The organism is Nocardioides luteus (genome assembly GCF_014648595.1).
Lineage (GTDB): Bacteria > Actinomycetota > Actinomycetes > Propionibacteriales > Nocardioidaceae > Nocardioides > Nocardioides luteus.
The window spans coordinates 1-26,271 of sequence record NZ_BMRK01000028.1 but is presented as its reverse complement, the minus strand read 5'-3'; the positions used below and the strand labels follow the sequence as shown (position 1 = coordinate 26,271).

General features: G+C 67.3%; 31 protein-coding genes and 1 tRNA gene. 11 read left to right on the top strand and 21 right to left on the bottom strand.

Annotation, left to right across the window (positions count from 1 at the left end; all coding sequences use genetic code 11):
* Positions 1 to 98: 98 nt before the first annotated feature.
* The gene (locus IEY81_RS22335; RefSeq protein WP_189120703.1) at positions 99 to 1,379 is read right to left on the bottom strand and encodes a uracil-xanthine permease family protein; all 1,281 of its coding nucleotides are present in this window, start codon (positions 1,377 to 1,379) and stop codon (positions 99 to 101) included.
* 100 nt (positions 1,380 to 1,479) lie between these two features.
* Between IEY81_RS22335 and IEY81_RS22330 the strand changes: the two genes are divergently transcribed.
* Positions 1,480 to 2,250, top strand: a complete 771-nt coding sequence (locus IEY81_RS22330; RefSeq protein ID WP_189120702.1) for an LLM class F420-dependent oxidoreductase — start codon at positions 1,480 to 1,482, stop codon at positions 2,248 to 2,250.
* Positions 2,251 to 2,252: 2 nt separating this feature from the next.
* Here IEY81_RS22330 and IEY81_RS22325 read toward each other — a convergent pair whose 3' ends face one another.
* The 5 genes from IEY81_RS22325 to IEY81_RS22305 form a co-directional block, all read right to left on the bottom strand.
* Positions 2,253 to 3,146 (bottom strand): aminotransferase class IV, encoded by an 894-nt coding sequence (locus IEY81_RS22325; RefSeq protein WP_189120725.1) that lies wholly within the window; start codon positions 3,144 to 3,146, stop codon positions 2,253 to 2,255.
* Entirely contained in the window at positions 3,146 to 3,874 is a 729-nt protein-coding gene (locus IEY81_RS22320; protein ID WP_189120701.1) for a sulfotransferase-like domain-containing protein, read from the bottom strand. Before IEY81_RS22320 ends, IEY81_RS22325 begins: the two co-directional genes overlap by 1 nt.
* 101 nt (positions 3,875 to 3,975) lie before the next feature.
* A complete protein-coding gene (gene msrB, locus IEY81_RS22315) occupies positions 3,976 to 4,374 on the bottom strand; it encodes a peptide-methionine (R)-S-oxide reductase MsrB (protein WP_189120700.1) in 399 nt (132 codons plus the stop codon).
* Between the two features lie 48 nt (positions 4,375 to 4,422).
* Complete coding sequence (locus IEY81_RS22310) at positions 4,423 to 5,718, bottom strand: GNAT family N-acetyltransferase (RefSeq protein ID WP_189120699.1); 1,296 nt, start codon at positions 5,716 to 5,718, stop codon at positions 4,423 to 4,425.
* A 40-nt stretch (positions 5,719 to 5,758) separates the two neighbouring features.
* A complete protein-coding gene (locus IEY81_RS22305; RefSeq protein ID WP_189120698.1) occupies positions 5,759 to 6,655 on the bottom strand; it encodes a DUF4349 domain-containing protein in 897 nt (298 codons plus the stop codon).
* Positions 6,656 to 6,746: 91 nt separating this feature from the next.
* Here IEY81_RS22305 and IEY81_RS22300 point away from each other — a divergent pair, with 91 nt between their 5' ends.
* From IEY81_RS22300 to IEY81_RS22285, 4 genes are all read left to right on the top strand, one after another.
* Positions 6,747 to 7,826, top strand: a complete 1,080-nt coding sequence (locus tag IEY81_RS22300) for a DNA polymerase domain-containing protein (protein ID WP_189120697.1) — start codon at positions 6,747 to 6,749, stop codon at positions 7,824 to 7,826.
* A 104-nt stretch (positions 7,827 to 7,930) separates the two neighbouring features.
* The gene (locus IEY81_RS22295; protein WP_189120696.1) at positions 7,931 to 8,815 is read left to right on the top strand and encodes a polyphosphate polymerase domain-containing protein; all 885 of its coding nucleotides are present in this window, start codon (positions 7,931 to 7,933) and stop codon (positions 8,813 to 8,815) included.
* A gap of 23 nt (positions 8,816 to 8,838) precedes the next feature.
* Complete coding sequence (locus IEY81_RS22290) at positions 8,839 to 9,516, top strand: DUF4956 domain-containing protein (RefSeq protein WP_189120695.1); 678 nt, start codon at positions 8,839 to 8,841, stop codon at positions 9,514 to 9,516.
* Positions 9,516 to 11,153, top strand: a complete 1,638-nt coding sequence (locus IEY81_RS22285) for a CotH kinase family protein (RefSeq protein ID WP_189120694.1) — start codon at positions 9,516 to 9,518, stop codon at positions 11,151 to 11,153. Before IEY81_RS22290 ends, IEY81_RS22285 begins: the two co-directional genes overlap by 1 nt.
* 217 nt (positions 11,154 to 11,370) lie before the next feature.
* Here the strand turns inward: IEY81_RS22285 and IEY81_RS22280 are convergent, their stop codons facing one another.
* From IEY81_RS22280 to IEY81_RS22265, 4 genes are all read right to left on the bottom strand, one after another.
* Positions 11,371 to 11,895: a hypothetical protein gene (locus IEY81_RS22280; RefSeq protein WP_189120693.1), complete on the bottom strand. Its 525-nt coding sequence runs from the start codon at positions 11,893 to 11,895 to the stop codon at positions 11,371 to 11,373.
* Between the two features lie 36 nt (positions 11,896 to 11,931).
* On the bottom strand, positions 11,932 to 13,026 hold the full coding sequence (locus IEY81_RS22275; protein ID WP_189120692.1) for an ATP-dependent DNA ligase: 1,095 nt from the start codon (positions 13,024 to 13,026) through the stop codon (positions 11,932 to 11,934).
* 4 nt (positions 13,027 to 13,030) lie between these two features.
* Positions 13,031 to 13,267 carry a type IV toxin-antitoxin system AbiEi family antitoxin domain-containing protein gene (locus IEY81_RS22270; protein WP_229788087.1) on the bottom strand — a complete coding sequence of 79 codons (237 nt, stop codon included), beginning with the start codon at positions 13,265 to 13,267 and terminating at the stop codon, positions 13,031 to 13,033.
* Between the two features lie 88 nt (positions 13,268 to 13,355).
* Positions 13,356 to 13,877: a helix-turn-helix domain-containing protein gene (locus IEY81_RS22265; protein WP_189120690.1), complete on the bottom strand. Its 522-nt coding sequence runs from the start codon at positions 13,875 to 13,877 to the stop codon at positions 13,356 to 13,358.
* Positions 13,878 to 13,939: 62 nt separating this feature from the next.
* On the opposite strand from IEY81_RS22265, the gene IEY81_RS22260 reads away from it, so the two are divergent.
* The 4 genes from IEY81_RS22260 to IEY81_RS22245 all read left to right on the top strand — a co-directional run bounded on the left by IEY81_RS22260 (position 13,940) and on the right by IEY81_RS22245 (position 16,004).
* Positions 13,940 to 14,314: a hypothetical protein gene (locus tag IEY81_RS22260; RefSeq protein ID WP_189120689.1), complete on the top strand. Its 375-nt coding sequence runs from the start codon at positions 13,940 to 13,942 to the stop codon at positions 14,312 to 14,314.
* Positions 14,311 to 15,069 (top strand): ABC transporter ATP-binding protein, encoded by a 759-nt coding sequence (locus IEY81_RS22255; protein WP_229788085.1) that lies wholly within the window; start codon positions 14,311 to 14,313, stop codon positions 15,067 to 15,069. The genes IEY81_RS22260 and IEY81_RS22255 overlap by 4 nt, the downstream gene beginning before the upstream one ends.
* Positions 15,057 to 15,863 carry an ABC transporter permease gene (locus IEY81_RS22250; RefSeq protein WP_189120688.1) on the top strand — a complete coding sequence of 269 codons (807 nt, stop codon included), beginning with the start codon at positions 15,057 to 15,059 and terminating at the stop codon, positions 15,861 to 15,863. Before IEY81_RS22255 ends, IEY81_RS22250 begins: the two co-directional genes overlap by 13 nt.
* Before the next feature lie 59 nt (positions 15,864 to 15,922).
* A tRNA-Gln gene (locus tag IEY81_RS22245) sits at positions 15,923 to 16,004 on the top strand.
* Positions 16,005 to 16,086: 82 nt separating this feature from the next.
* On the opposite strand, the gene IEY81_RS22240 is transcribed toward IEY81_RS22245, so the two are convergent.
* The 8 genes from IEY81_RS22240 to IEY81_RS22205 all read right to left on the bottom strand — a co-directional run bounded on the left by IEY81_RS22240 (position 16,087) and on the right by IEY81_RS22205 (position 21,849).
* Positions 16,087 to 17,283: a site-specific integrase gene (locus IEY81_RS22240; RefSeq protein ID WP_189120687.1), complete on the bottom strand. Its 1,197-nt coding sequence runs from the start codon at positions 17,281 to 17,283 to the stop codon at positions 16,087 to 16,089.
* A complete protein-coding gene (locus IEY81_RS22235) occupies positions 17,283 to 17,459 on the bottom strand; it encodes a helix-turn-helix domain-containing protein (RefSeq protein WP_189120686.1) in 177 nt (58 codons plus the stop codon). The genes IEY81_RS22240 and IEY81_RS22235 overlap by 1 nt, the downstream gene beginning before the upstream one ends.
* 1 nt (position 17,460) lies before the next feature.
* Positions 17,461 to 19,047: a replication initiator gene (locus tag IEY81_RS22230; RefSeq protein WP_189120685.1), complete on the bottom strand. Its 1,587-nt coding sequence runs from the start codon at positions 19,045 to 19,047 to the stop codon at positions 17,461 to 17,463.
* The gene (locus IEY81_RS22225) at positions 19,044 to 19,241 is read right to left on the bottom strand and encodes a hypothetical protein (RefSeq protein ID WP_189120684.1); all 198 of its coding nucleotides are present in this window, start codon (positions 19,239 to 19,241) and stop codon (positions 19,044 to 19,046) included. The genes IEY81_RS22230 and IEY81_RS22225 overlap by 4 nt, the downstream gene beginning before the upstream one ends.
* Entirely contained in the window at positions 19,238 to 19,501 is a 264-nt protein-coding gene (locus IEY81_RS22220) for a hypothetical protein (RefSeq protein WP_194501195.1), read from the bottom strand. Before IEY81_RS22220 ends, IEY81_RS22225 begins: the two co-directional genes overlap by 4 nt.
* Before the next feature lie 14 nt (positions 19,502 to 19,515).
* On the bottom strand, positions 19,516 to 20,853 hold the full coding sequence (locus IEY81_RS22215; RefSeq protein WP_189120682.1) for an FtsK/SpoIIIE domain-containing protein: 1,338 nt from the start codon (positions 20,851 to 20,853) through the stop codon (positions 19,516 to 19,518).
* Positions 20,854 to 21,040: 187 nt separating this feature from the next.
* Positions 21,041 to 21,418, bottom strand: coding sequence for a hypothetical protein (locus tag IEY81_RS22210; RefSeq protein WP_189120681.1), 378 nt, complete (start codon positions 21,416 to 21,418; stop codon positions 21,041 to 21,043).
* A complete protein-coding gene (locus IEY81_RS22205; RefSeq protein WP_189120680.1) occupies positions 21,415 to 21,849 on the bottom strand; it encodes a plasmid replication, integration and excision activator in 435 nt (144 codons plus the stop codon). Before IEY81_RS22205 ends, IEY81_RS22210 begins: the two co-directional genes overlap by 4 nt.
* 123 nt (positions 21,850 to 21,972) lie before the next feature.
* Here IEY81_RS22205 and IEY81_RS22200 point away from each other — a divergent pair, with 123 nt between their 5' ends.
* The gene (locus IEY81_RS22200) at positions 21,973 to 22,707 is read left to right on the top strand and encodes a helix-turn-helix domain-containing protein (RefSeq protein WP_194501193.1); all 735 of its coding nucleotides are present in this window, start codon (positions 21,973 to 21,975) and stop codon (positions 22,705 to 22,707) included.
* 16 nt (positions 22,708 to 22,723) lie between these two features.
* Positions 22,724 to 23,215, top strand: coding sequence for an NUDIX hydrolase (locus IEY81_RS22195; RefSeq protein ID WP_189120678.1), 492 nt, complete (start codon positions 22,724 to 22,726; stop codon positions 23,213 to 23,215).
* On the opposite strand, the gene IEY81_RS22190 is transcribed toward IEY81_RS22195, so the two are convergent.
* From IEY81_RS22190 to IEY81_RS22180, 3 genes are all read right to left on the bottom strand, one after another.
* A complete protein-coding gene (locus IEY81_RS22190; RefSeq protein ID WP_189120677.1) occupies positions 23,216 to 23,770 on the bottom strand; it encodes an HDIG domain-containing metalloprotein in 555 nt (184 codons plus the stop codon).
* 400 nt (positions 23,771 to 24,170) lie between these two features.
* A complete protein-coding gene (locus tag IEY81_RS22185; RefSeq protein WP_189120676.1) occupies positions 24,171 to 24,779 on the bottom strand; it encodes a hypothetical protein in 609 nt (202 codons plus the stop codon).
* 328 nt (positions 24,780 to 25,107) lie between these two features.
* Complete coding sequence (locus IEY81_RS22180) at positions 25,108 to 25,719, bottom strand: hypothetical protein (protein WP_189120675.1); 612 nt, start codon at positions 25,717 to 25,719, stop codon at positions 25,108 to 25,110.
* Between the last annotated feature and the right edge of the window lie 552 nt (positions 25,720 to 26,271).

Genomic DNA, 26,271 nt, shown 5'->3' with positions numbered 1-26,271 from the left:
GGTCCGTGCCCCTCAACCGAGGTGGACACGGGGCCGAACGAGTCAGGATCGAGCTTGTGAAGCTGAGGGTGGCCCATAGACCACCCTCAGCTTCACAACTACCTCCGGACCCGCGCGAGCGCGGTCATCCCGTGGTAGATCACGACCGCGGCGATGGTGCCGAGCGCGATGCCGGTGAAGGTGAGGTCACCGAAGGTGAGGGTGAGGTTGCCGATGCCGATGATCAGCGCGACGGCGGCGGTGAACTGGTTGACCGGGTCGGCGAAGTCGACGCGGTTGTCGAGCCAGATCCGGATGCCGATCAGGCCGATGAGGCCGTAGAGGGCGACCGTGATGCCGCCGAGGACACCCGGCGGAACGGTGTTGAGCAGCGCCCCGAACTTCGGTGAGAGCGAGAGCAGGATCGCGACGATGCCGGCGACCCAGTAGGCGGCGGTGGAGAAGACGCGGGTCGCGGTCATGACGCCGATGTTCTCGCCGTAGGTCGTGGTCGCCGAGCCACCGAAGCCGCCGGCGATGGTGGTGGCGAGGCCGTCGGCGAAGAGTGCGCGGCCGGTCTCGCGGTTGATGCTGTCGTCGGCGGCGAGGTGGGCGACGCTGCGTACGTGGCCGACGTTCTCGGCGACGAGGACGAGCACGACCGGCAGGAACATCGGCACCACGGCCCAGTCGAGCGACGGCGTGGAGAAGTCGGGGAGGCCGAACCAGGCGGCCTTCTCGAACGCCGAGGTGTCGACCTGCCCGGCTATCAGCGCGGCGATGTAGCCGACGACGACACCGACGAGGATCGAGAGGCGGGCGATCAGGCCGCGGAAGGCGACGGCGACGATCAGCACGGTGGCCAGGGTGATCGCGGCGACCAGCACCGAGGCGTTGTCGGGGTTGGCGGGGTCGCCGCCGACGACGTTGTTGGTGGCCGCGCTGGCCAGGTTCAGACCGATCAGCGCGACGATCGCACCGGTGACCACCGGCGGCATCAAGACCTCGATCCAGCGGGTGCCGGTGACCATCACGAGCACGCCGACCAGGGCCAGCAGCGCACCGGTGACCATGATCCCGAAGAGCGCCGAGCCCATCCCGCCGCCGCCCATGGCGGCGCCGATCGGTGCGATGAAGGCGAACGAGGAGCCGAGGTAGCTGGGCAGCCGGTTCCGGGTGATCAGCAGGAACAGCAGGGTGCCGAAGCCGGAGAAGAAGAGGGTGGTGGTCGGCGGGAACCCCGTCAGCAGCGGCACCAGGAAGGTCGCGCCGAACATGGCGACCACGTGCTGGCCGCCGAAGCCGATCGTCCTGGGCCAGCTCAGCCGTTCGCCGGGCTTGACGATCGCGCCCTCGCGTACGTTCTTGCCGTTCCCGTGCAGATCCCAACCGAATCGCATCTCGCACCTCTCGCTCTCGTGCGACGCGGTCCGCCGCCTGCCGAACGATAGGGCCGATTCACGCGAGTACGGAAGACGGACGCTCCGTAGTGTTGGGCACATGACGATCCGCATCGGAGTCCAGATCCAGCCCCAGCACGCCGACTACGCCCAGATCCGCGACGCCGCCCGTCGCGCGGAGGAGATCGGCGTCGACGTGATCTTCAACTGGGACCACTTCTACCCGCTCTACGGAGAGCCCGACGGCAAGCACTTCGAAGCGTGGACGATGCTCGCCGCCTGGGCCGAGCAGACCTCGCGCGTCGAGATCGGCTGCCTGGTGACCTGCAACTCCTACCGCAACCCCGAGCTGCTCGCCGACATGGCCCGCACCGTCGACCACATCTCCGACGGTCGGCTGATCTTCGGGATCGGGTCGGGATGGTTCGAGCGCGACTACACCGAGTACGGCTATGACTTCGGCACCGCCGGCTCGCGCCTCGACGCCCTCGGCGAGGCGCTGCCGCGCATCGAGAAGCGGTGGTCGGAGCTCAACCCCGCTCCGCTGGGCCGGTCCGGCTCGGGCAGGATCCCGGTCATGATCGGCGGCGGTGGGGAGAAGAAGACCCTGAAGTACGTCGCGAAGCACGCCGACATTTGGCACTCCTTCTCCGACATCCCCACCCTCGAGCGCAAGCACGGCATCCTCGCCGGCCACTGCAAGAACGTCGGCCGTGACGTCTCCGAGATCGAGGTCTCGGTCGAGGTCAAGGACCTCGAGTCCGCCCAGGCGCTCGCCGACGCCGGGGCCACGCTGTTCACCGTCGGCGTGAACGGTCCCGACTACGACCTCTCGTTCCTCGAGAAGCTGGTCGCCTGGCGCGACGCCTGAGCTCAGCCGACGACGACCGTCCCCGAGGTCTCCAGCAGGTCCGCGTACGCCTTGGCGAGCTGCTGCGTCACCGGCCCGCGCTCGATCGGGCGGCCGTCGAGGGAGACCACCGGGGTGAGCCCGCCCATGGTGCCGGTCACGAAGGCCTCGTCGGCCGTGTGGGCGTCGGTGAGCGAGAAGTCACCGACGTCCATCGGCAGGCAGAGGTCGGCTGCCAGCTCCAGGACCGTGGCGCGGGTGATGCCCTCGGGGCACGCGCGCGTGGTCGAGGTGCGCAGCACCCCGTCGCGTACGTGGAAGAAGTGGGTGGCGTTCGTCTCCGCGATGAAACCCAGATCATCGAGCATCAGCGCGTCGTCGGCGCCCGCGTTGTTGGCCTCCACCTTGGCCAGGATCGAGGGGATCAGGTTGTTGTGGTGGATCTTCGGGTCGAGCATGTCGGCACGCGGGCGGCGCTGGGCGGCGGTGACCAGCGTGATCCCGGACTCGTCGTAGACCGGCGACTTGAACTCCGCCAGCACGATCAGCGTCGGGCCCGACTGGTTGAGCCGCGGGTCCATGCCGGAGGTGACCTTCACGCCTCGGGAGAGGGTGAGCCGGATGTGGACGTCGTCGTGCATCCCGTTGGCGGCCAGGCACTCCCGGATCGCCTGGGTCATGAACGCATCCGAGGGGATGTCGGAGAAGGCCATCGCCCGGGCCGAGCGGCGCAGCCGGAGCAGGTGCTCGTCGAGCTTGAAGATCCGTCCGTGCGTCAGCCGCAGACCTTCCCAGACCCCGTCACCGCCCTGGGCGAGCGAGTCGAACGGCGAGACCCGTGCCTCCAGGCGGTGGGTGAGATCGCCGTTGATCCAGACCTTGATGTCGTCGTTGCGGGGGTCGTATGTCTGCAGCATCACGGGCCGTCCATGAGATCGGGAGTCATGACATGGGGAGCGAGGCGATCGTAGTAGGGGAGGCAGCGCTCCAGCAGCGGCTCGAGGCGCGCGGGCAGCGGGTCGGCGGCGCCGGGGGAGGAGGCGGCGAAGCCGGTCGAGGCCCAGACGCCGGAGTACCAGTGCGGTGCCCACACACCGTCGGAGTCGCGGCGACCGGCCGGCCACGACAGCATCGACTCCTCGAAGCCGATGCCCAGCGCAGCGCACAGCGCGGTCAGCGCCGCCCGCGGCGAGGCGAGGATCGAGGCGGCGTCGATCACCGGCCCGCCGAACTCCTCGAAGAGCGCCACCTGCTGCGGCAGCCCGAGGTCCTCCAGCGTCGGCTCCTCCCGGACCTTCGCGTACGAGGTCAGCACCCGCTCCGGGTCGCGGACTAGGAACGCGTGGGAGAGTCCAGCGAAGGCGCCGTGGTCCATCTCCGGGAGCAGGTGATGGGTCATGTGCTTCTGGTACTGCACCGCCGAGCCGACCGGACCGGTCGTGATCTCCTCGACCACGACCCGCCAGTCGGTCGGCTGGGAGGCGATCACCTCGTCCCGGCCGGGATGATCCAGGCCGGTGGAGGAGAGGTAGGCGGCGTACAGCGGCTCGTCGAGGACCGTGCAGTCGGCGCGGTTCTCGAAGGAGCGCATCAGCGCTGTGGACAGATTCCTCGGGCCCGACCACATCGCGATGCGCACCGTCACGGCATCACGGTAGCCGGATCAGGCCTGGTCGGCAGCCTCCGCGCTGCGCGCGGTTGCTCCCTCGCTCGGCGCGAGCGGACGAGCAAGCTCGCCGCTCGACCTCACTCAGCCGCCTCCAGCGAGATCGAGATCGAGTTGATGCAGAAGCGGTCGCCGGTCGGGGTGCCGTAGCCGTCGGGGAAGACGTGGCCGAGGTGGGAGCCGCAGTTGGCGCAGCGGACCTCCACCCGGTCCATCCCGTGCGACTTGTCCTCGATGTACTCCACGGTGTCGCTGATCGGCTGGTAGAACGACGGCCAGCCACAGCCGGAGTGGAACTTGGTGTCGGACTCGAAGAGCTTGGCCTTGCAGGCCTTGCACGAGTAGATGCCCTTGGTCTCGGTGTCGGTGTATTCGCCCGTGAACGCCCGCTCGGTGCCGGCCTCACGCAGGACCGCGTACTCCTCAGGCGACAGCTCTGCGCGCCATTCCTCGTCGGACTTCTCCACGTTGTAACCCATACCCAAATGGTACGTCCGGGGTGGGAGCGACCGGCGAGTCCGGTCGCCTCAGAAGCCGGTGATGCAGTAGGGGAGCGGCCCGCCGTCGGTCATCCCGGCCCAGGTCTCGATCGCGTCGGGGGAGCCGGTGATGCGGCCCGCGGCCGCGAGGGTGCGGACGTCGACGCCGCCGAGATAGAGCGCACCGAGGGTGTCCGCAGCCAGCTCGACCGTCGGGGCGGCGTCGGTGGGGGTGACCTCGGCGGTGCCGCCCTCGACCGCCACTCGCCAGGAACCGGCGGCGTGGCCGAGCGGGTCGTCGATGCCGAGGACGACCTCGCCGGCGGCGTACCAGGGACGGGCCTGGAGAGCGACTGGGACGTCGAGCACGCGCACCCACAGCATGTCGTCGAGCTCTTCGCTCTTGACCGCGAACGGCTCCGCCAGCGCCCAGTAGAGCGGGTCCTGCAGCGGCGCCTTGCGCCAGATCACTCGTTCGACGAGGTCGATGTCGGCGAGGAAGCGCCACAGCCGGAGGTAGGCGGACGCAGTGAGGGCGACCAGGTCGACGACCCGAGCCGACCTCAGTCCGGCGTCGTTGCGCTCGTCGGCGGTCCGGTAGATCACGTAGCCGTCCGGGGTGCCGGAGGTGTCGAGGTGCAGAGCCGCCCGCTGCTTGGACTCGCCCTTCGAGTCGCCCTCGAAGTCATAGCCGCTGGAGAGCCACGGCTCGTAGAACTGCGGCCGTGTCACCGAGCCGCGGGTGCGCCCCTGGAAGGTGCTGTAGATCGACGAGACCGTCTTCCAGGCGTCGCTCGGCTCGATCAGCGTCACCGAGCCGTCGTCGGCGGGCACATCCGCGCGATAGCGGAACTTCGAGGTCACATCCACCTCGATCTGGCGCAGCTGGGTGGCGGTGCCGAACCCGAAGCGCCCGTAGATCGAGCCCTCCGAGACGGTCAGCGCTGCGAGCGGCAGCCCGGCGGCGACCGCGTCGGCGAGCGAGACCGTCATCAGCTTGCGCAGCAGGCCCTGGCGGCGGTGGGTGGGGGAGACGGTCACGTCGCTGATCAGCAGCGTCGGCAGGCTTGCCCCGCCGCCCACGTTGACCGGCGAGGCCCACGAGGAGAAGGTCGCGACGGGGATCGTTGTCGAGGCGAACTCGGACTCCTCCGTCCACGCGCCGAGCAGCGTCACCGAGTCGCTGCGGACGTGGTCGCGCCAGACCGCGAGCCCGTCGTCGCTGCCGCGGGTCTGGTGGAAGCCGCGCCGGGTCCCTTCGTACCAGCCCTTGAGGAGTGCCTCGTCCCCGTCGACCGGGTCGAGGCTGCGGAAGACGAGGCCAGGGTGCTCGAGCGCGCTCATGCTCAGAAGGTACGCCGCCGAGCACCCCGATCTCGACAGGTTATTCGTCCGCCGGGCCGGTGGCCGGGACGGGCGCGACGCCCTGCTTCCGGCGCTTGGCGAGCAGCCAGACGGGCGCGAGGACGAGGGCGACGACCGGCACCCACGGGACCACGGCGCCGAGGGCGACCGCGAGGACGCGTGCCGAGCCACCGAGGGCTTCCCAGCCGGCGCTCAGCCCGGCCAGGAAGCCGGGGTCCTCGTCGCCGGCACCGCCCGGCCCGGCGCGGTCGATGTCGACGGTGATGGTGGACAGCGAGGTCTGGTCCTCGAGCGCCGCCTGCTGAGCGAGCAGGGAGTTGAGGTCGGCCTCGCGGCGGGCGAGCTCGGACTCGATCGAGATGACGTCGCCGATCGCCTCGGCTCGGGACAGGAGGGTGCGGATCCGCTCGATGCTCGACCGGGCGTTCTTCACCCGCACCTCGGTGTCGACGACCTCGGTGGTGACGTCGGTGCTGGTGGTGTTGGAGTCGAGCAGGGTGGCGGCGTCCTCGAGGTCGGACATGGCGTCGGTGAACGACTTCGACGGGATCCGCAGCACCATCCGGGCATGGCTGGGGCCGTCTCCGTCGCCCTCGCTGGTCTCCTGCTCGGTGACCTGACCGGCGTACTTGTCGCTGACACGCTGGACCTGCGTACGTGTCTTCCCGACGTCCTTAGCGCTGAGCGAGACCGAGCCCGTGGAGATGATCGAGGCCTTGACGACGGCCTGTCTCGGCGCGGCCGCGTCGGCCTTCTCCGGTGGAGCCGCCTTCCCGGCCGAGGAGTCGGCCAGCGACTCGACCTGTGGCGTACCGGCGGAGTCGCTCGACCCACCGGACCCGCAGGAGCTGAGGGCGAAGATGCTGACGATCACAAGGGCCGCACCCGAGATAGGCCTGACCTTTGTTGTTCTCATGCCTCTCCTACGCGGCTGCGACCCGTTCCGGTGCACCTGCACGCCTGATCATTTCGAGTCATTTCGCACCAGGACGGGCTAGGTTGCTGCCATGGCCAAGACACCGGCGGCACACGTGCAGGCAGGCGAGCGCGAGGTGCGGATCTCCAGCCCCGACCGGGTGATCTACGAGGCGACCGACCGCACCCCGGAGGTCACCAAGCTGATGGTCGCGGAGTTCTTCGCGTCCCTCGGCGACCCGCTGATGCGCGCGCTGCGCGAGCGGCCGACCGCGCTGGAGCGCTGGCCCGACGGCTGGCGCGAGGGGATGAAGCTGGCGACCGGGCCGACCGACAAGGAGGGCGACGGCTTCTACCAGAAGCGCACGCCCAAGGGCGCTCCCGACTATCTCGAGGAGGTCGAGATCACCTTCCCCAGCGGGCGGAAGGCGCGCGAGATCTGCCCGACCGAGATCGCGGTGCCGGTCTGGTGCGCGCAGATGGGCGCGCTCACCTTCCACCCCTGGCCGGTCCGGCGTGACGACGTCGACCACCCCGACGAGCTGCGCATCGACCTCGACCCCCAGCCCGGCACCGACTTCGCCGACGCCGTACGGGTCGCGGGCGTCGCCCGCGAGACCCTCGAGGAGCACGGCCTGCGCGGGTTCGTGAAGACGAGCGGCAACCGCGGCGTACACATCTATGTGCGCATCCGGCCGGAGTGGACCTTCGAGGACCTGCGGCACGCCGCGATCGGCTTCGGCCGCGAGCTGGAGCGGCGCGACGGGGGAGTGACCACCGCATGGTGGAAGGAGGAGCGCGGGGAGCGCATCTTCGTCGACTTCAACCAGAACAACCGAGACAGGACCATCGCGAGCGCCTACTCGCTGCGTCCCAAGCCCGGCGCTCCGGTCTCCACCCCGCTCACCTGGGAGGAGCTCGCCGACCTCGAGGACCCTCGCGAGCTCAACCTCTTCACCGTCCCCGACTTCCTCGCCGACGGCGACCGCTGGGCGGAGATCGACGACGAGTCGTACGACCTCACGCCCCTGCTCGAGCTGTGGGAGGAGCTTCCGGGAGGCGAGCTCAACTTCCCGCCCGACTACCCGAAGATGCCCGGTGAGCCGCCACGCGTGCAGCCGAGCAAGAAGGTCGCCTCCCACTGGGACGAGGAGGGCAACCGGATCGAGTGATCCTGGTTCACAGGCGGATCACAGGTTCGGCACAGTGCCGGTACACGAATTCGCGATGAACTCCCGGAGTCGATCAAGCGACTCTCTTGGGAGGAAAGAATTCGATGAGCTGGCTGAGCCGGCGCCGAGGCGCCGTCCCCGACGAGACCGATGCGGAGGACTCTCCGACCAAGCCGACCGGCTATGAGGAGACCGCGAGCCGGTTGCACGCCTTCAACCGCTACGAGATCAAGTATCTGATCGATGAGCTGAAGGTGCCCGAGCTCCGCGAGACGTTGGCCGCGCGGATGGACTCCGACCCCTACTCGCCGCATGGTGGCTACCCGGTCACGTCGATCTACTACGACACCGCTGACCTGCGGTTCTACTGGGAGAAGATCGAGGGCCTGCGGTTCCGTCGCAAGGTTCGGATGCGTCTGTACGGTGCACCCGCGGAGTGCGTCGAGGAGACTCCGGTCCACGTCGAGATCAAGCAGCGGGTCAACCGGGTGACCCAGAAGCGGCGCCTCGCTCTGCCGTACGCCCAGGCCCGCCGCTGGCTCGACGAGCGGGAGGAGGTGGACCTGGAGACCGCCGGAGGCTCGCGCGGCTTCGTCAGCGAGGTGACGACGCTCGTCGGCAATCTCGACCTACGTCCCATCGTGACCACCGGCTATCAGCGGGAGGCCTTCGTCGGCCGTGAGGCCGACCTCGGTCTGCGGGTCACGATCGACCACCGCGTACACGGTCGTGACCGCGACTTCCACTTCGCCTCCGGTGCGGAGAACCGGTTCCTGATCCCGCCGAAGCTGGCGGTCGTCGAGCTCAAGGCCAACGAACGGGTGCCCTACTGGGCAACCGACCTGACCGCCGCGCTCGACATGTCCGTCGTCCGGATCTCGAAGTACTGCCAGTCGATCGAGGCGTTCTCGCTGGCGCCGCGCTCGCGCTACGGCGCGGCCGATCACCTCGCCCCGTCGTCCCCCACCACCCTCGTCAGCTCTCGCTGACCCCGAACACAGAAAAGCACCCCATGAATCTCGATTTCCAGGATCTCAGCTCCACGTTCACCGTCTTCGACATCGTGGTGTCGTTGTCGCTCTCGTTCGTGCTGTCCGCGATCATCGGCTACGTCTACCGGGCCACCCACAAGAACGTCTCCTACAGCCAGTCCTACGTCCAGACGCTCGTCTTGGTCGGCATGGTGATCTCGCTGATCATGCTGGTCGTCGGCTCCAACATCGCCCGCGCGTTCGCGCTGGTGGGAGCCCTGTCGGTGGTCCGTTTCCGCAACGCCATCAAAGAGACCCGCGACGTCGGGTTCATCTTCTTGGTGATGGCGATCGGGATGACGACCGGCACCCGGTTCTACCTGTTGGCCATCGCCGCCACGGTGATCATCTGCCTCGTCCTGGTGCTGATGAACAAGTTCAGCTGGTTCAAGCTCGACGTGCAGCGGCAGGTGGTGAAGGTCGAGGTCCCGCCGGAGCCGGCGTACACGGCCCTGGTCGAGGACCTGATGATCCAGCACTGCTCCGACTTCGAGCTCGTCTCGACCGAGTCCGTACGCTCCGGAGCGCTGGTCGAGCTCTACTACACCGCCCAGCTCAAGAAGGGGACCAGCTCGGGTGAGCTGATGCGGGCGCTCTCCGGCGTCAACAGCGGCCAGCGCGTGACCGTGCTGACCGGCTACGACCAGACCGATCTGTGATGGCCGAGGAACAGACGCCGGGCAGCCGGCTACGGCACCGGCTGCCACGCGCGTGGCGCCAGCACTGGAAGCTGGTCGGTCTGCTGGTCGTCTTCAGCGTCGCGCTGCTGGCCACGATCAGCGACGTGGGGATCAAGCCCTACATCACCGGTGCGGCCACGGTCACCGAGGCGACGATCACCGAGGATCTCCAGGGAACCGTTGACCTCTTCGACACCTCCGTGGACCACGAGCTGTCCATCGACATCTCCGATGTCGAGTACGACGACATGATCGACTCTTTCCAGAAAGACGGCGACAAGGAGTGGGTCACCGCCACGCTGACCATCGACGGGACCGTAGTCAACGATGTCGGCGTACGTCTGAAGGGCAACTCCACGCTGATGGGGCTGCGGGGCAACAGCGGTGGTCGCGGCGGCCCGGGTGGTATGCAGCCTCCGGAGGGCATGGAGCCTCCCGAAGGGATGGAGCTTCCCGAAGGAATGGAGCTTCCGGAGGGCACGAAGCTTCCCGAAGACGGCGGGATGCCCCAGGGCGGCCCGGGTGGTCAGCAGGGCCGCGCCGGCCCCGGCGGGATGTCGCAGGCGTCCGCCGACGACCCCACGTCGCTGCCGCTGCTGCTCAGCTTCGACAAGCACGTCGAGGGGCGGGCCTACCAGGGCATGACCGAGATCTCGGTACGCCCCGGGAGCCCCGTGCTCAACGAAGCGATGGCGCTCTCGTTGACGAAGGCCGCCGGCCTCCCGACCCAGGACTACGGGTATGCGGTCTACTCGGTCAACGGCAGCGAGACGACGACACGGCTCCTGCTGGCCCACCCCGACGAGAACGCGGCGAACAACCTGTTCGACTCACCGGGCTATCTCTACAAGGCGGACGCATCCTCGAAGCTGAGCTACGTCGATGACGACCAGTCCTCCTACAGCGACCAGTTCAAGCAGATCAACTCCAGCGACGACGGCACGCTGCAGCCGATCATCGACTTCCTGAAGTGGCTGGACGAGGCCGACGAGAAGGAGTTCGCGGCCGACCTCGACCAGTGGTTCGACGTGGACTCGCTGGCGGAGTACCTGGCCATGCAGAACCTGATCGTGAACAGCGACGACATGGGCGGGCCGGGGCAGAACTACTACCTCTGGTACGACCTGACGTCGAAGAGGTTCTCGGTGGTCTCCTGGGACCTCAACCTCGCGATGCAGGGCGACGCGACCCTCGGGCCCGACGACGAGATCAGCATGTTCGGCGGCAACCGGGTCGCGAACGGTCAGCGCCCCGGCGGGGCCGGGCAGGGCCTGCGGGAGCAGGGACGGCAGGGCGGGGAGCAGGGTGGTCAGCAGCCGCCGGAGTGGGCGCGGTCTCCGAAGCAGCAGGAGGCCGGTGGGGGTCGCGGCGGGAACCCGTTGAAGGAGCGGTTCCTCGAGTCCGAGGGCGTGAAGGAGAGCTACACCGCGGCGTACTGGAGGCTCTTCGAGGAGGTCTACGGCAACGGAACCGCGGAGGCGACGGCGAAGAAGCTCGCAGAGACGGTGCCCACCAGTGATGCGCTGACCGCGGCGGAGCTGAGGACGGCGAGCGAGACGATCGCGACGTGGGTGAAGGAGCGGCGTACCGCCCTGGAGGCCGCCCGGTCGAGCTGAGTCGTCGCCAGGCGAAAAGTAGAAGTGCCTGCTCAGCGCGGATCCCCCGATCGCACGAGCAGGCACTTCCTTGCCGCTGGATCCCCCCGGAACAGCGACCTGAAGATCCTAGGGGAATGCGGGCAGCGGCGACCATGGAATGCCGGTAACAGAGCGGTAACCTTTGGTGCGTCGTCCGTCACATTGCCGAGGTCAGGCGTGATCGGGACGTAACGGATCAGGCTCCGCTGATGCCCTCACCCTCGCCGGCCTGCTCGTCGAAGGTCTCGTGCTCGATCAGGTGGAGGACCGGCACGTCGAGGTGGCGGCGCGCCTGGTGGGTCCAGTCGACGTGGAAGAACTCGGCCACCACGTGCGGCCGGGTCATGATGATCGCCTCGCGTCCGTCGACCGCGGCGACCTTGGCGCGCAGCGCCTTGACCGGGTCCTGGACGAGCTCGCCGTGGGCAGCGGCGCCGGAGGCCTTCAGGACCTTCAGCGTCTGGGCCAGAGACTTCTCGGCCTCCTCCTTCGCCTCCTCGCGCACGGCGTCGAGGTCGATCTCGTTCATGATCATCGCCGAGCCGAGGTATTCGGCTGCGCTGAGCGTGCCCATCGCAGACTCGATCCGCGCTGCTGCGTCCTCCAAGGGCAGCAGCACGTGGTAGACCGGGTCCTCGACTCCCTCGTGGAGGGAGTGCACCCGGGTGGCGTCGTCGAGAGTGAGTGCCTGCTCGACCAGGAGTACGACGTCGTAGCTCATGGCCCAGACCCTAGCGGGATTTGATCGCGCTGTTCATCAGGGACCTCCCAGCACCTCGGACAGGTCGTACGCGACGGGCTCCTCGAGCTGTTCGTAACCGCACGACTCCGGGTCCCGGTCGGGCCGCCACCGCTTGAACTGGGCGGTGTGCCGGAACCTGCGACCCTCCATGTGGTCGTAGCCGACCTCGACCACCCGCTCCGGGCGCAGCGGGACGAAGGAGAGGTCCTTCCCCTGCGACCAGCGGCTCTGGGTGCCGGGGACGCGGTCGGGGTTGGCGGTGAGGAACTCGCTCCACCGGCCCCACGGGTGCTCCTCGATCGGCACCACCAGCTCCTGCATCTCCTGCCACAGCTCGGCGCGGCGCGCGGCGGTGAAGGACGCCGAGACGCCGATGTGCTGGAGCTCCGGCTGACCGTCCTCGCCGGGTGCGTACAGGCCCAGCAGCAGGCTGCCGAGCAGCGGCTTCTCCGGGGTGGAGGTCTTGTGCTCGCGGTAGCCGGCGACGACCACGTCGGCCGTGCGGGCGTGCTTGATCTTCAGCATCGTCCGCTTGTCGGGGGCGTACGGTGCGTCCAGCGGCTTGGCCATCACCCCGTCCAGTCCTGCGCCCTCGAACCGGGTGAACCAGTCCTGGGCCACTTCTGGGTCGGTCGTCGTCGTGCACAGATGCACACTCCGGCCCTCGAGCCCGTCGAAGACACCTTCGAGCGCCGCCCGCCGCTCGGTCAGCGGCTTGTCGAGGAACGACTCCTCACCCAGCGCGAGCAGATCGAAGGCGGCGTACGCAGCAGGTGTCTCCTCCGCCAGCAGGTCGATCCGCGACTTGGCCGGATGGATCCGCTGCTGCAGCACCTCGAACTCCAGCCGGTTGCCGATCGCCACGAAGATCTCTCCGTCGAGCACGATCCTCTCCGGCAGCGTCTCCCGCAGCGCCTCGACGACCTCGGGGAAGTAGCGCGTCAGCGGCTTGGTGTTCCGCGACGCCAGCTCCACCTCGTCGCCGTCCTTGAACACGATGCACCGGAACCCGTCCCACTTCGGCTCGAACGCGTACCCGCCGTCGGTCGGCACGTTCTTCACAGGTTTCGCCAGCATCGGCAGGATCGGCGGCATCACAGGAAGGTCCACCTGCTCACCGTAAGCGATCCGGCGCCCCCGGTGGTCGAGCTTGTCGAGACCCCTCTTCGAGAACGCGCCACCCCCGAAACCCCCGAAACCCACCGGTGGTGCCCTGGGTGACGCGTTCGAGCGCGCCGCTCGTGGCCATCCGGGAGACCTGCTTGCGAGACACGCCTGCGTTGGCGGCCTGAGCGGTGCTGATCAGCCCCCACCGCCGCTCCGCGATCGCGCCGATCCGCGCCAGCGTCATGTCGGCCATGACAACGGTTGTACCCATTAAAAGGAACAAATGTTGCTATCGCATGGGTGCTGATCACGGTGGTCGAGCTTGTCGAGGCCTACTCAGCAGGCAGCAGCACGGTCGACAGCATCACCCGCTGCTTCCCGGTCACCTCCTCGAGGTACGGCGCGAGCAGCTCGTTGAAGCCTTGCTGGATCCGAGCGAGGTCGTCCTCGTCGACGTACATCGCGCCCGTGCCGAACCCGAGGTGGCTGCGCGCGAGGTCGCCGAGGCTCAGCGACCCCTCGAACGTACGCAGCAGCTCACCGACGAAGGCGAGGAAGCTCGCCCGGAGCTGGTCGTCGGAGAGTGTCGCGAGCTCGGACTGCTCGACGTGGGCCATCTGCTCGCCGAGCGTGTAGGTGCGTTCGACGGTGCCGCGGACCCGCCGTTCCGATGCCACGGCGAGAACGCCGACGTCGACGAGCGCGGCGATGTGCCGGTAGAGCGTCGCCTGCGGCACGTCGGTCATCAGCTCGCGCAGCTGCGCGGTGGTCAGGTCGCGACCGCCCACGGCCTGCAGGATCCGCAGGCGGACGGGGTGTGCGACGACGTCGGCGATATTGCCTTGCGGCGGCATGAGGACCTCCATTATTCTCAAAATGAGAATGTTCCTGATCTGAGCATATTCTAGGAGAAGAGATGACGACCCTCCGCGTCGAGGACCACCTGCTGACGCTCGTCTTTCCCAGCTGGGAGCGCCTGATGGCGGGCCGCGCGGCCCACTCGGTCGCCATCGGCGCCATCGATTCGGTGGAGTTGCTGCCGGGCTGGAGCACCGAGATCCTGGGCTGGCGCTCCGGCCTGGTGGTCTCCGGCTTCCGCAAGCTCGGCACCTTCCGCCACCCCGACGGCACCCGTCGGCTGGTCTCGATGACACGCGGGCTGCCGATGCTGCGGGTCCGGCTGCGCGACCGGGAGTCGGGTGGGGGCTTCGACGAACTGCTGGTCAGCGCCCCGGACGCCGCCGAGCAGGCCGCCCGGCTCGACGCCCTGCTCGCCCGGGCACGCTCGTGACCGCGGGGACGTCGGCCCCGAGCGAGACGCTGGACGGCCCGGTCCTGCGGGCCGAGGGCCTGGCCAAGTCCTTCGGGCCGGTGCCCGCGCTGAGCGGCGTCGATCTGCTTGCCCTGCCCGGACGCGTGACGGGCTTCGTCGGGCCCAACGGCGCCGGCAAGAGCACCACGCTGCGCATCCTCACCGGCCTCGTTCGCGCGGACCGTGGAACCGCGACGATCGATGAGGTCCCGTACGCAGCACTGAGCCGCCCGTCGCAGGTCCTGGGTGTCGTCGGCGACCTGGCCGGCGCTCACCCGGGGATGACCCCGCGCGGCCACCTGCAGACGCAGGCCGCGCTGATCGGCGTACCTCGCGAGTGGGTAGGTCAGGTGCTCCACGAGACCGGTCTGCACGACGTGGCGGGTCGGCGGATCCGCGGGTTCTCGACCGGGATGAAGCAGCGGCTCGCCCTCGCGACGGCGCTGCTGGGACGACCCTCCGGGCTGATCCTGGACGAGCCGACCGAGGGACTCGATCCGTCGGGCATCGTCTGGCTGCGCAGGTTCCTGCGTACGTTCGCCGACGCGGGCGGGACGGTGCTGGTCTCCAGCCACGTGCTCACCGAGCTGCAGCAGGTGATCGACGACCTGGTGCTCATCGCCGGTGGCCGTTCCCTCTGGTCCGGCTCCCTGGCCGACTTCACCGCCGAGCACGCCTCCCTGGAGGAGGCCTACCTGAGCATGATCGAGAAGGAGATGGCATGCGCCGGCTGAACGACGCCGTCCGAGGAGAGACCGTGCGGCTGACCCGGACCCGGCTGCCGCTGTGGACGCTGCTCACCGCGGCAGGATGCGGGGGAGTGCTCACCGGGATCGTCGGACTCACCGGCCCGGAGAACGCCACCCCGCCGATGCCCGGTCTGGACACGGTCGAAGGTGTCTCCGCAGTCCTGAGCCTGCTCGGCGTCACCCTCTTCGCCCCCGCGCTGATCGGCACCGTGGCGATCACCGGCGAATACCGACACCGCACCGTCGCCACCACCTTCCTCGCCGTTCCCAAGCGTGGTGTGGTGCTGACCGCGAAGCTGCTCGTCTACGGAGCGCTCGGCCTGGCGTACGGCCTCGTCCTGGCGCTCTCCGCAGTCATCGGCATCTACGCCGGCACCGTCGTCAACGGCATCGAAGCCGGCCTCGGCCTCACCGCCATCCTCGGCACCTCGGTGCGCTACGGCATCGCCGCGGCGATCTACATGCTGCTCGGCGTCTCCATCGGTGCCGTCGCGCGCCACCAGCTCCTCGCCATCGGCATCACGCTGGGCTACTTCTACCTCGTCGACAACCTGGTGATGATCCTCCCGGGCATCAACATCGCCTACCCGTACCTCCCCGGTGGCGCCACCGCATCGCTCACCGGATCGACGGCGCTGCTGGAGATGATCGCGGCCGAGACGGGACTGGCCGGCCCCGTGATCCAGACCCCGCTCCTCGGTGCCCTCGTCCTCCTTCTCTACGTCCTGGCCGCCTCCGCGCTCGCCGCCGTCGTCTCCCTACGCCGCGACGTGGTCTAGTCGGTGAGGTGAACGGACACTCTCCCGTCTACAGTTGTCCCGTGCGTTTCGGCGTACGTTCCCCGGTTGGTCTGCCGGCAGGGCCCGCCTGACTTTGAATCAGGACTAGCGACGTAGGTTCGACTCCTACCCGGGGAGCCACAATTGAGCGTGAATCGCCCCATCTGGTGGGGGAGCGAGGAGCCGGAACCGGCCCGCTTGCTAACGCCGTTGCTAACACCCATCACTGATTCCCGTCCTCGGTGTCGTCCTCGTCGTCCTCGATGAAGATGTCTGCAAACGTCTGAGCAGCGCTCGCGCCCTGGTCGCTCAGAACGTGCGCGTAGACGCGAAGGGTCATCGAGGGATCGCGGTGCCCGAGACGAGCCGCGACGACGTGAACCGGCACACCGGCTTTCAGCAGCAACGTCGCGTGGACGTGGCGGAGGTCGTGAAGGCGGATCGACGGAAGCGGGTTCTTCGAGGTGTGAAGGCCCTTGATGACCCGACGCATGATCTCGCCGGGGAGGTCGGTCCGGAGCGGCGTACCCATCTCCATGCGGAACACCCGATCGTTGTCCGGCCAGGAGGCCCCGACCAGTTCGCGCTCCTTCTCCTGGCGCTCCTTGTGGGACCGGAGAACAGCCACGGTTCCCGCATCGATGCTGACCCGGCGAGCCCGGCCGGTCTTGGTTCCTCCGTCGACCCGGTGGCCACGAACGATCGCCGTTGAGCCCCGGATCCAGATGTGCGGGTCTGAGCCGTCGAGGACGACGTTCGACCACTGGAGATAGAAGAGCTCGCCTCGTCGAGCGCCGGTGTAGGCAGCGACCCGGAAGAACGGCCCGAGCCGATCAGCCGCCACGGCGTCGAGGAACCGGGCTAGTTGCTTGGCGTCCCAGATGTCATGCACTGCGGTCACCCCTTGTGACTTCGGGCGCTTGGCCTTGAGCGCCGGGTTGCTGGCCAGGATCTGGTCTGTGTTGACGGCATCGTTGAGTGCCTTCCGGAGGACCGAATGCACGTAGTTGACCGTCCGAGGAGACAGCGGGCCACCGTCCTTTCCGCCCTCCCGCAGGAGGTAGGCGTAGAAGGTGCTCAGGGTCGCGGGCTTCACCGACTGGAGCCGCATCTTGCCGAGGCGAGGCACGATGTAGCGCGCGATCATCAGCCGGTAGTCCTCAGCCGTCTTCGGCCGAATCTCCATCCGGTGCGCTTCGAGCCACTGAGCCAGGTACTCCTCAACGGTCGTCGACTTCCGGTGTACGAACTCCCCACGACGAGCAGCAACGCGCGCCTCATCGCGAGCGTCCTTGGCCTCCTCGGCAGTCGCAAAGCCGCCCTTCCACTTGGGTTTGCTGACGCCGTGGGCATCCGTCACCCGGATGACGTAGGACCAGGTGTTGCCACGCTTGACGATGCCGTCCTTCACCTTGCCCATCAGGCGGCCCTCAGTCCCTCGACGTACTGCACCACATCGGAGCCACGAACGCGCCGGATGCCGTCGATCTTCACCGAGGGCAGGTGACCGACCCGCACCAGTTCGTACGTCTTCGACCGGCTCAGGCTGAGGTAAAACGCAACCTCGCTGATCCGGTAGAGCAACTTCTCATCCATCTCACTTCCCCTTCCCGTTGGTGGTGTTCTTGGTCTGGGCCTTCCACTGGTCGTATTCGCGGGCACGGGCAGCAGCCGCGAGGGCGAGGGCTTCGTCACCGGGGTTCGTCCACCCGGAGCCTTGATAGGCCCATTCGCCGATGACGAGGGTTGTTTCCTCGTCGTCGGCCAGGAGGAGCGATTCGAGTTGGCCGAGGTCGAGGAGCTGCGTGCGTGCTTCCTCGTCGGTGTGTGAGGCAGCGACCAAGGCTTGGTAGCGAGCCCGCGCGCGACGCAGACGACCTAGGGTGATCGAGTAGCGCCGGGACTTGGTCGAGAAGTGACCCCGGAACCCGAGCATGTGCGCCCACTTGCCGAGGTAGTGGTACGGGTTGAGGGGCTTGCCCTTCTCGTCGGTGCCGTAGCCGTAGTGACCTGCAGCAGACTCGGCCAGGTCCCGGCATTCCTCAACCAGGCGGGCTAGGTGGGGCCGGGGCTCGTCGGCGCGAACCGAGTTGGCGTCTTTGGTCGCGTATTTCGCCAGGTATCCGGCGACTTGGCCGGGGGTGAGGTCGCTGTCTGGGTCCTCGATGCGGTCACCATCGCGAACGACTCGGATGTCGAGTTGCTTTCCCCAGCGAAGCCGCCTCGAGGGATCACCCGCGTATGCCGGCGCAGCGTCCACGAAGATCTCAGCGGCAGCGGCCTGGAGGATCTGGGCCAGGTCGAGACCATCCAGCGGCGCAGCAGATCCCGGGCCATCCGGGCCGTCGAGCCGAAGCAGGGCGTGGAAGTGGACCAAGCCGCGCACTTGGTACTCGGCAACCTTGACGAACTGCAGCGACGCCACCTTGCCCAGCCGAGAGTCCGGAACGCCAAGGCAGCGAGCGAGAGCGCGGCGCAAGGCTTGAGTCGTGTAGCGCCACAGTTGAGGGAGGCAGTACTGCCAGATGACCGCGCTTTGCCAGTCGTAGCACTCGAAGCACAGTGGCGCACCGTTGAGCGCGTCGTCCTCGTCGTGACGCTGGTGGCAGGCGGTCGGTCGACCATGCGGGCAGCGTTCGCCTATGTCACGGGAACGCGGCCGACAGGGCTTGCCGCCTCGGTATCCGTGGACGTGGCCGAACGAGGGCGCGGTGAACGTGGCGAACAGCAGCGGGTTCTCTGCGACCGTGTCAGGCACCGTCTTGCCACCAACCAGGCCGGCGTTGATCATCGCGAACGTGTCACGGGCATACGTCCGGGAGCAGGACGGGCACACGTCAGCGCGACGGTTCCCGCAGGCCCGGTACAGCAGCCCCAGCGGTGCATCGGCGGAGTCGAACGAGGACAGCAGCCCGCCAACCTCGCCCGTGGCGGGGTCGAGCTCGTAGGTCTCGGAGCGGCCGACCAGGCGGACGGGGTGGGCGCAGTTCTTCACCGCCGCAGCGGTCTCAGCGAAGGCGTCGAAGGTCTTGTCGATCAGACGAGCGGTGACCGCCTGCAGGCCAGCGTCGGTGAGTCCGGACAGATCCAGCGGCGCATCCTCCCCGAACCCAGGGAACGAGCCCGAGGTCGAGGAGGATGCGTCACTGTGGATGCCCGGTGCATCCAAGGTCGAGATGGTCACCACAGGGCTCCTTGGTCACCCGTGCACTCGGCGTGGCGGCGAGCAGCAGCGATGGTGGGGTCTTTGTAGGTGGCCCAACCGGGCTCCGAGGAGGTCCAGCCGCACCCGGTGCAGGTCGCGACCCAGAGTCCGCCGTCTCCTGCAGGCTCGCTGACCCGCTGCAGGGTGATCGGGTCACCAGCCAACGTCTTCATGCCGCACCGCCCAGAACCGAAGCCGCGGGGAGAACGTCGAGCAGCTCCAGGAGGTCGGCAGGCTCATCGGCACGGTCGACCCCAGCCCACCAACCACCAGAGGCCTTCGAGGTGCGGGCGTAGGCAGCACAGGCGAGGCGGACCGCGCAGCCGTCGCAGGTCTCCCGCATCAGGTCGACCAGGACCGTGGGAGTCTCGACAGCGTCGGTGGTCCAGGGCAGCCCGCGAGCCTCCCGAGTGGCACAGGCGGCGTGTTCCATCCAGGCCGGGGTACTCATCGCGCACCGCCATCGGTGAGGGAGAGCTGCATCCCGGGCAGTTCCCCAGGGGCAGCGTCCGGGGCGATGTTGGGGATGGTGGCCAGGTCGGGGGTTGCGGGGTAGAGCGAGGCCAACTGCCGGATGAGTTCATCGGGCCAGTAGTCGGCGCGTACCCGGTCGGTGGAGCCGTCCTCGTCGATGATCCACGCCGTACCCTGGGCAGCCTTCAAGATCCGGTGAGCCGACGCTTGGGCAGCCATGCCGTCACCCAGGACCATGTTGGTCTCCATCGCCGAGCGGACCCGCAGAGCGATGGTCTGGGTGAACAGTCCGCGCATGTCGATGACCTCCTTACGGGGGTCCTGCACGAACGCGACCACGACGACACCCACAGCGCGCCCGATGGACAGAAGCCGCTTGAGAAGCCGCTCAGCCTCCTTCCTGATCTCGGGGTCGGCGTACGCCGTGAGCGAGGCCAACTCATCGATCAGGAGCAGGTAGAGCGGGTCACCCGGACCGGGCTTGTGGTTGCGCAAGACGCCGCGCAGTTCCTCGGTGCGAGTGTCAGCGATCGCTACGAACTCCTGCAGCATCTCGACGGCCTGCTCACCCTTGACGGCAATCTTGGTGAACAGCGGGGCACCCATGGTCAACTCCATGCCGCCTTTGAGGTCGATCCCGTAGGCACGCACAGCGTCGACCGCGATAGCCGGCGACAGCGAGCCGACGATCCCCCACAGAAACGAGCCCTTACCGGCGCCCGAGGCACCAACAACCAGGGTGTGACGCTGCTCGATCTGCAGGTGGAACGGCTTCCCGTTCTGACGACGACCCAGCAGCACCGACGAGGTTTGCATCCGAGGCTCCGGCATCGAGGCCGTAGCAGGCTTGGTGATCAGGTCCCGCATCACCAGCTCGAACATCACCGTCGACCCCGCGCGACGCTTGGCGGGATAGACCCGGAAGGAATCCGCGCTGTAGGTCGCCGCCAACTTCGGGGCGAAGGCTTCGAGGTCGGCCAGGGCCTGACCGCGACGAGTGCGGACCTTGAGCGTGACCGAGTGCGACGAGGTGATCACCCTCCGCAACTTCGGGTCGCGCCATTTCTCGATGGACTCTTCCCCGACGCCCATCCGCTTCACGCGCTTGGTGCGACGCTTCGAGAGACCGGACTCACGGGCGAGGCCCTTCCAGGTGATCCGGAAGCGCAGCCACCACCAGGCACGGCGGACCAGCATGCCGACCCAGACCAGGGCCGCGAGGGTGGGTTTGCGGGTCGTGGGGAGCGCGACGAGGACCGCGACCAGGAGCGCGACGAGACCGCCAACGCTGTAGACGAGTGTTTCGTTCATGACGTGCTGCCTTTCCAGAGAGTGCTGGGGTGGAGTCCCGTCAGCCGCCACGCGCTTCCCTTCACGCGACGGCCAGCGGGAGCCTTCGGGGTGTCACGCCGTGCCCTGAGTCGTGCTCAGTCGAAGAGCACGGAGGCGACGAGGTAGAGCAGGCCGAGGACCATGACGACGCCGAGCGCGGTGCCCATCAGGCCCTCACCCCGGTCGTCTCGTCGGTGGTCTCGTCGGTGGTCTCGTCAGTGGTCTGGTCGGTGGGCTCGTAGGCAACGACGCTCACGTCGATGGGACGGCCGGTGGTGTTGTCGACCAGGCCGACCCAGTCGTGCATGACCTGGCCGTCGATGACCGGGTCGCGGTAGTGCCCCGTCAGGCCGAGCGTGTCCGCCAGAGTCTGAGCCTCGGTGATGGTGCGCATGGTGACCCGCACATCAGCGAGCAGTCGACGACCGCCGAGGGCCGTGCCGCCCTCGAGGACTTCCAGCGAGACCAGCCCCGGGGACCGGACATCGATCTGCGGCAGGCGCTCCATCACGCTGCCCAGGAACTCCAGGTCGGCCCACATCACGCAGCCGCCTTAGAGGCAGCAGCACCCGCAGCGGGCTTACGCGCCGAGGGAGCGTCCATCCCGGTAGCGGTCAGCGACCACTGCAGCTTGGGGCGGTTGCCGGAGTCGTCGATCCACGGGACACCGACCAGGCCGGTGAACTCGACCGGGACGAACGGCAGACCCGTGTCGTTGGCCGGGGGCACCGGCTGGTGCTTGGCAACGATCTTGACGTTGACCGTCTTCTCGTTCTTCCCCGCCTCCGGGTCCGCGTCGAGGACCGGCACCGTCCAGGTCGGCAGACCGGTCTCCTTGTCGATCTTCTGCGGCCGGGTCCCATCCGGGAGCGCCGCCTGGTCCCAGTCCTGCACCGGCTCGACCGCGCCCACGATGAACGCACCTGCCGGGAAGACCTGCTCGATGGTGAGGTTCATCCTCCGCTGAATCGCCATTGCTCTTGCTCCTTGGTTGCGTGTCCGGACCTCTTCCGGATTGCATCCATTGACCCGCGAAACCAGGGGACACATTCACCCCAATCACTGGACATTTGGGGACATTTGCCCCAGGATGGGGACATGGCAGCAAACCAGCGCATCCGCTCAGCACTCACGTCATCCGGCATGACCGCTTCCGCACTCGCCGGGGCGGTTGGCGTGGATCCGAAGAGCGTCGAGCGGTGGATCAGCCAGGGGCGCGTACCTCACCCGGGCACCCGCGCGCGTGTTGCCGAGGCACTCGGACACGACGAGACCTACCTGTGGCCGCAGTTGCTCTTGGACTCCCGCGCGGCATCCTCGGCCCAGTCGGAGTTGGTCCAGCTGTGGCCGACCCGCGAGAGCGTGCCCGGCGACGTGTGGCGCTCTCTGCTGACTCGCACGACCGAGCGACTGGACGTACTCGCCTATGCCGGCGGATTCCTCGTCGAGGTCTACGGCCTGGCCAGCGAGATCGAGCGCATCTCGGCCGCAGGCGGACAGGTTCGGGTGCTTCTCGGAGACCCGGAGAGCGAAGCGGTACGCCTTCGAGGGCTCAACGAAGGACTGCCCGCACTCCCAGAGCGCGCACGCTCAACGCTGGAGTACCTGGCACACGTCAAGGGCCTGCCTGGGGTCGACGTACGCCAGCACGACGCACCGCTCTACGCCTCGATCTACCGTTTCGACGACGAGGTTCTCGCGAACCCTCACACCCACGGCGCACCCGCCAAGGACTCCCCCGTGTTCCACTACCAGCGCGCTGCAGAGGCCTATCTCTTCAACTACTACGCCGCCGCCTTTGACCGGGTATGGAAGGACGCCACGCCCGCGTGAGCCGTAGCCTGTTGGCATGGGCCGCAGGATCGATTGGTACGACGACCCGGCAGCGCCGGAGGTCAACAGCATCAAGCCGAGCGCTGGCGCGTTCGTACGCGACGAGGCCGGGCGCATCCTGCTTATCCGTCGCGACGACAACGGCAACTGGTCCATGCCAGGGGGCGCGATGGACCCCGGCGAATCGCTCACAGACTGCGCTATCCGCGAGACCCTCGAAGAGACCGGCATCGAGGTTGCGGTGACCGATCTCGTCGGCATCTGGACCGATCCACTACACCGCATCGAGTACACCTCGGACGGCGAGGTCCGCCAGGAGTTCACGATCATCTACGCCGCGCGCTACCTCGCTGGCGAACCGACGCCGAGCAAGGAAAGTCTCAGCGTCGAGTGGGTAGATCCCGACAAGGTGCCAGGGCTCCAGATGGACCGTAGTCAGCGGGTCCGGATCGATTGGGCGCTCAGCGGACAGTGGCCGCACATCGACCAGACCTCGGCAGCCAGTTAGTCAGGCCGACCGAGCTGCGCCCGACCGCCTACCCTCCACCCGCGAAACAGCGGCGAGAATCTCAGGTCGCGCACGGCGAATAAATCGCGTCACGAGGTGGTCCGGGCCATAGCGGACCTCGATCTCGTCGAGACGATCAGGAGCGGATACGTCAGCCCCGGCCGGGCCGGTCGTCATGTCACAGAAGCACACCGCGTCCTCGTACTCCGCCGGCGGCCGCTCGAACTCGTCGAGCGCAGCGCTAAGGCCACGCTCCTCGGCCTCCAGCAGCGCGCAGGAGTGGTGGGCAACCATCGAGACGACGCGCTCATCCCAGCCCATTCGTCGAAGGTGGCGCGCACCGTCGATGGCGTGCATCCCGGTGTCAACTAACTCGGGGGCGTATCCGATGTCATGGAGCCAGCATGCTCCCGCCAGGAGGCCAACATCGAGACCGACCTTCGGCGCAAGAACTTCGGCCTTTCGGCCAACCGCGGACAGGTGCAGCCAGCGTCGACCCAGTGGCTCAACTAGTCGACGGGCTTCTTCTTGCGCGGCGCTCAGGACATCAGACACCCGACCAACGCTAGCGCGTCGGCACCTAGAGGGTCATCGGCCTTGCCCCCTCAGTGGCCGCCGACCATGAGTCGAACATACATTCGATATCCTGAGGCGTGTCGGCCAACCCTCCCAAGAACGACGCCTGGCCCAATCCCAGGCACTGGCTGCACGTCTGGGTGCATCGCCAACGCCGGAACTATCCGCGCCGATGCCCCGGGCCTCGTGCTCAAGTGGGAGTTGCACAAAGGTAGGTGGCGTGCCTGGGTGATCTGGGTCGACACCACGTACCAGAGGCCCGAGATCCGGTGGGACTGGCTGAGTGTCAAGGAGATGCGACCCGCGAAGCGCGACATCAACGTGTGGAACGACCGCTGGCGGTAGGGAGTGCCTGGATCACCTAGTGGGCACAGTTCCGTTAAGAACCCCTGCGATCCGGCCGCCAGCCCCTCTTGCGACGAAGCGGCCCAGGGCCGCTGCTCGTGATCTGCATCCTGGCCTCCAACCGACGACGTAGCCAAACAAACGGGCGGCGAACCTTCTTTACCAGTGCCGGAATGTGATCACGCTGCGTGAACACCAGCCAGACAAGGGTCGCAACAGCCACCACGGCCATGATCCAGCTCGGCCAGTCGATCGGCGAGGCGTCCGACGGAGAATCCCGTTCTTGCTTCGGCTCGACTTTGGGAGTGTCCTCGATGCGCGCGACTTCCTCCCTAACAAGAGCTTCAATCTCCTGTCGGGTCAAGCCATCGGCATCGGGTCCTTGGGCGCCGTCGACCCGGATGTCGCAAGTCAACGTCCTAAACGCACCATCCTTGGGGTGACAATCCCACTCTGGTGGTATTTCTTCGGGCGTCGGCACATCAACGGTAGCCACGTACCCCTGCGCATCCCGATGATAGGTATACCCGTATCCCTGTAGATCTGCGGTCACGGTGCACGAAAAGAGCACTAGGAGAAGTATAAGAATTATCGCAGCGATGACGATCCCGCCGATTGTTCGGTTCCTCGCGGTCGTCTCCATCAGTCCTTATCCCTTGCGAAGATGCTCCAGAGTCCGTCTGTGCTGCAGTCGGGCACGAGGTTCCCTCCGGGGTGGGCGTCCTCCCTGAACGCCGAGGGAAATCGGACCACGCAGGGCTGCAATTTTTCGAAGCAACACGCCGAAGCAACTACCCGCACGATGGCCCGCCCTGGGTTAGACAGTAGATTTCAGGCAACAACGCTCACATCTGTCCCTCCTGTCACAACCGATTCATGTGAACACTCGGAGACGGACAAGGCAGGCGCGTTGTCGAGGCATGAAGGCCACCCGAGTGCCAACGAAGACAGCCAGACCGCAATGCGTAGTGTCAGACCTCGGTTCTAGGCTTTCCTGGATCAACGAGTCGAACCATGAGCGCGCCCACGACGTGAACCATGAGCCACGCGTCCGCAACCACGGCCTCGGAGGCCCAGTGGGCGTCCCCGGTTGTATTCCGGTCCGCGTTGGCCCAATGCATGAACTTCTCAATCCCGTCCATGAGCTGCTGGTCGTGCCCACCAAGAAGACCGTTCTTCTTGGCATCCTTGATCAGAGGGCCGAGGGCGTTTCCCCGACAACCGAGCGCCACAAGACACTCTTGCAGTGCAGTTCCAGCGTCCGTGATCGCGTCCGCTGGGCTTCCTCCGCCGATCTCCCTAAGGGCGTTGAGATACGCACTGTGTGCCCCCGCGAACTTCTGACCGATGAGCAATCGCAGTGCCGGCTCCACAATCTTCTGGAGCAGCTCATCCGACGAAAAGGGAATCAGTTCGCCCTCGACGAACTTAAAAGCAAGCCGATGCTCCGCCAAGACTTCGTTCACATCCCGAGCAAAGACCTCAGCGGTTTGCTTCGAGGTCATCTCGCGGACCGCTACCCACGTGGCCGCGAGGGCATCCTGGACCAACTCAGAAGCCGGCGGCGGAGCACTGTTCAGCATGTCTGGACGGATCATCCCTCCGACCGACCAGCCTCCCTCACGTCGTAGCAGGTCCGAGATTCGCTCCCCGAAAACCGCCGGTCCATGCATCTCGTGCGCCAGACGTTCCATAGCGAGCCATAGCTCGCTCAGGCGCACGAGCGTCGGGGCATCGAAACGGTCGGTCCAAAGTGACTCGCCAGCAGCCTCACGAGCCGCGACTTCTTGTTGCCTTCGACGCCTGGATGGAAGCACGCTCCGCAATCTAGGCGTTGCCTCATCGGGTCAGACGGTCGATCATCCAGGTCATCCCCTGATCTGGTGAAACCACCGCGTTATCCGACGTTCCGTGAGAACTTTCTCTACTGACTCAAGGCGGCCTTCGGCCGCAGGCGCGGCCTCCGGGGGCGTGCGGCCTGGCGGCCGGTCCCCCTACGCGCCGCGCAAATGAAGAAGAGCGCCCAGCCCGTAGACCAAGCGCTCACTCTCCAACCGGTCGACCAGATCGACCCGACCCGCTAGCTGTCCGGGACCCTGCACCCCGACGTCGACCAGGCCGACACGTTCAGCAGC

Coding starts and splice junctions, on each gene's coding strand:
- IEY81_RS22225 (WP_189120684.1), bottom strand. CDS start 19,241: ATGAAGACGTTGGCTGGTGACCCGATCACCCTGCAGCGGGTCAGCGAG.
- IEY81_RS22195 (WP_189120678.1), top strand. CDS start 22,724: ATGGGCCGCAGGATCGATTGGTACGACGACCCGGCAGCGCCGGAGGTC.
- IEY81_RS22280 (WP_189120693.1), bottom strand. CDS start 11,895: ATGAGCTACGACGTCGTACTCCTGGTCGAGCAGGCACTCACTCTCGAC.
- IEY81_RS22180 (WP_189120675.1), bottom strand. CDS start 25,719: ATGCTGAACAGTGCTCCGCCGCCGGCTTCTGAGTTGGTCCAGGATGCC.
- IEY81_RS22235 (WP_189120686.1), bottom strand. CDS start 17,459: ATGGATGAGAAGTTGCTCTACCGGATCAGCGAGGTTGCGTTTTACCTC.
- IEY81_RS22330 (WP_189120702.1), top strand. CDS start 1,480: ATGACGATCCGCATCGGAGTCCAGATCCAGCCCCAGCACGCCGACTAC.
- IEY81_RS22270 (WP_229788087.1), bottom strand. CDS start 13,267: ATGACGCTGGCGCGGATCGGCGCGATCGCGGAGCGGCGGTGGGGGCTG.
- IEY81_RS22310 (WP_189120699.1), bottom strand. CDS start 5,718: ATGAGCGCGCTCGAGCACCCTGGCCTCGTCTTCCGCAGCCTCGACCCG.
- msrB (WP_189120700.1), bottom strand. CDS start 4,374: ATGGGTTACAACGTGGAGAAGTCCGACGAGGAATGGCGCGCAGAGCTG.
- IEY81_RS22305 (WP_189120698.1), bottom strand. CDS start 6,655: ATGAGAACAACAAAGGTCAGGCCTATCTCGGGTGCGGCCCTTGTGATC.
- IEY81_RS22265 (WP_189120690.1), bottom strand. CDS start 13,877: ATGCCGCCGCAAGGCAATATCGCCGACGTCGTCGCACACCCCGTCCGC.
- IEY81_RS22325 (WP_189120725.1), bottom strand. CDS start 3,146: ATGCTGCAGACATACGACCCCCGCAACGACGACATCAAGGTCTGGATC.
- IEY81_RS22250 (WP_189120688.1), top strand. CDS start 15,057: ATGCGCCGGCTGAACGACGCCGTCCGAGGAGAGACCGTGCGGCTGACC.
- IEY81_RS22200 (WP_194501193.1), top strand. CDS start 21,973: ATGGCAGCAAACCAGCGCATCCGCTCAGCACTCACGTCATCCGGCATG.
- IEY81_RS22290 (WP_189120695.1), top strand. CDS start 8,839: ATGAATCTCGATTTCCAGGATCTCAGCTCCACGTTCACCGTCTTCGAC.
- IEY81_RS22300 (WP_189120697.1), top strand. CDS start 6,747: ATGGCCAAGACACCGGCGGCACACGTGCAGGCAGGCGAGCGCGAGGTG.
- IEY81_RS22185 (WP_189120676.1), bottom strand. CDS start 24,779: ATGGAGACGACCGCGAGGAACCGAACAATCGGCGGGATCGTCATCGCT.
- IEY81_RS22205 (WP_189120680.1), bottom strand. CDS start 21,849: ATGGCGATTCAGCGGAGGATGAACCTCACCATCGAGCAGGTCTTCCCG.
- IEY81_RS22285 (WP_189120694.1), top strand. CDS start 9,516: ATGGCCGAGGAACAGACGCCGGGCAGCCGGCTACGGCACCGGCTGCCA.
- IEY81_RS22295 (WP_189120696.1), top strand. CDS start 7,931: ATGAGCTGGCTGAGCCGGCGCCGAGGCGCCGTCCCCGACGAGACCGAT.
- IEY81_RS22220 (WP_194501195.1), bottom strand. CDS start 19,501: ATGGAACACGCCGCCTGTGCCACTCGGGAGGCTCGCGGGCTGCCCTGG.
- IEY81_RS22260 (WP_189120689.1), top strand. CDS start 13,940: ATGACGACCCTCCGCGTCGAGGACCACCTGCTGACGCTCGTCTTTCCC.
- IEY81_RS22240 (WP_189120687.1), bottom strand. CDS start 17,283: ATGGGCAAGGTGAAGGACGGCATCGTCAAGCGTGGCAACACCTGGTCC.
- IEY81_RS22335 (WP_189120703.1), bottom strand. CDS start 1,379: ATGCGATTCGGTTGGGATCTGCACGGGAACGGCAAGAACGTACGCGAG.
- IEY81_RS22215 (WP_189120682.1), bottom strand. CDS start 20,853: ATGAACGAAACACTCGTCTACAGCGTTGGCGGTCTCGTCGCGCTCCTG.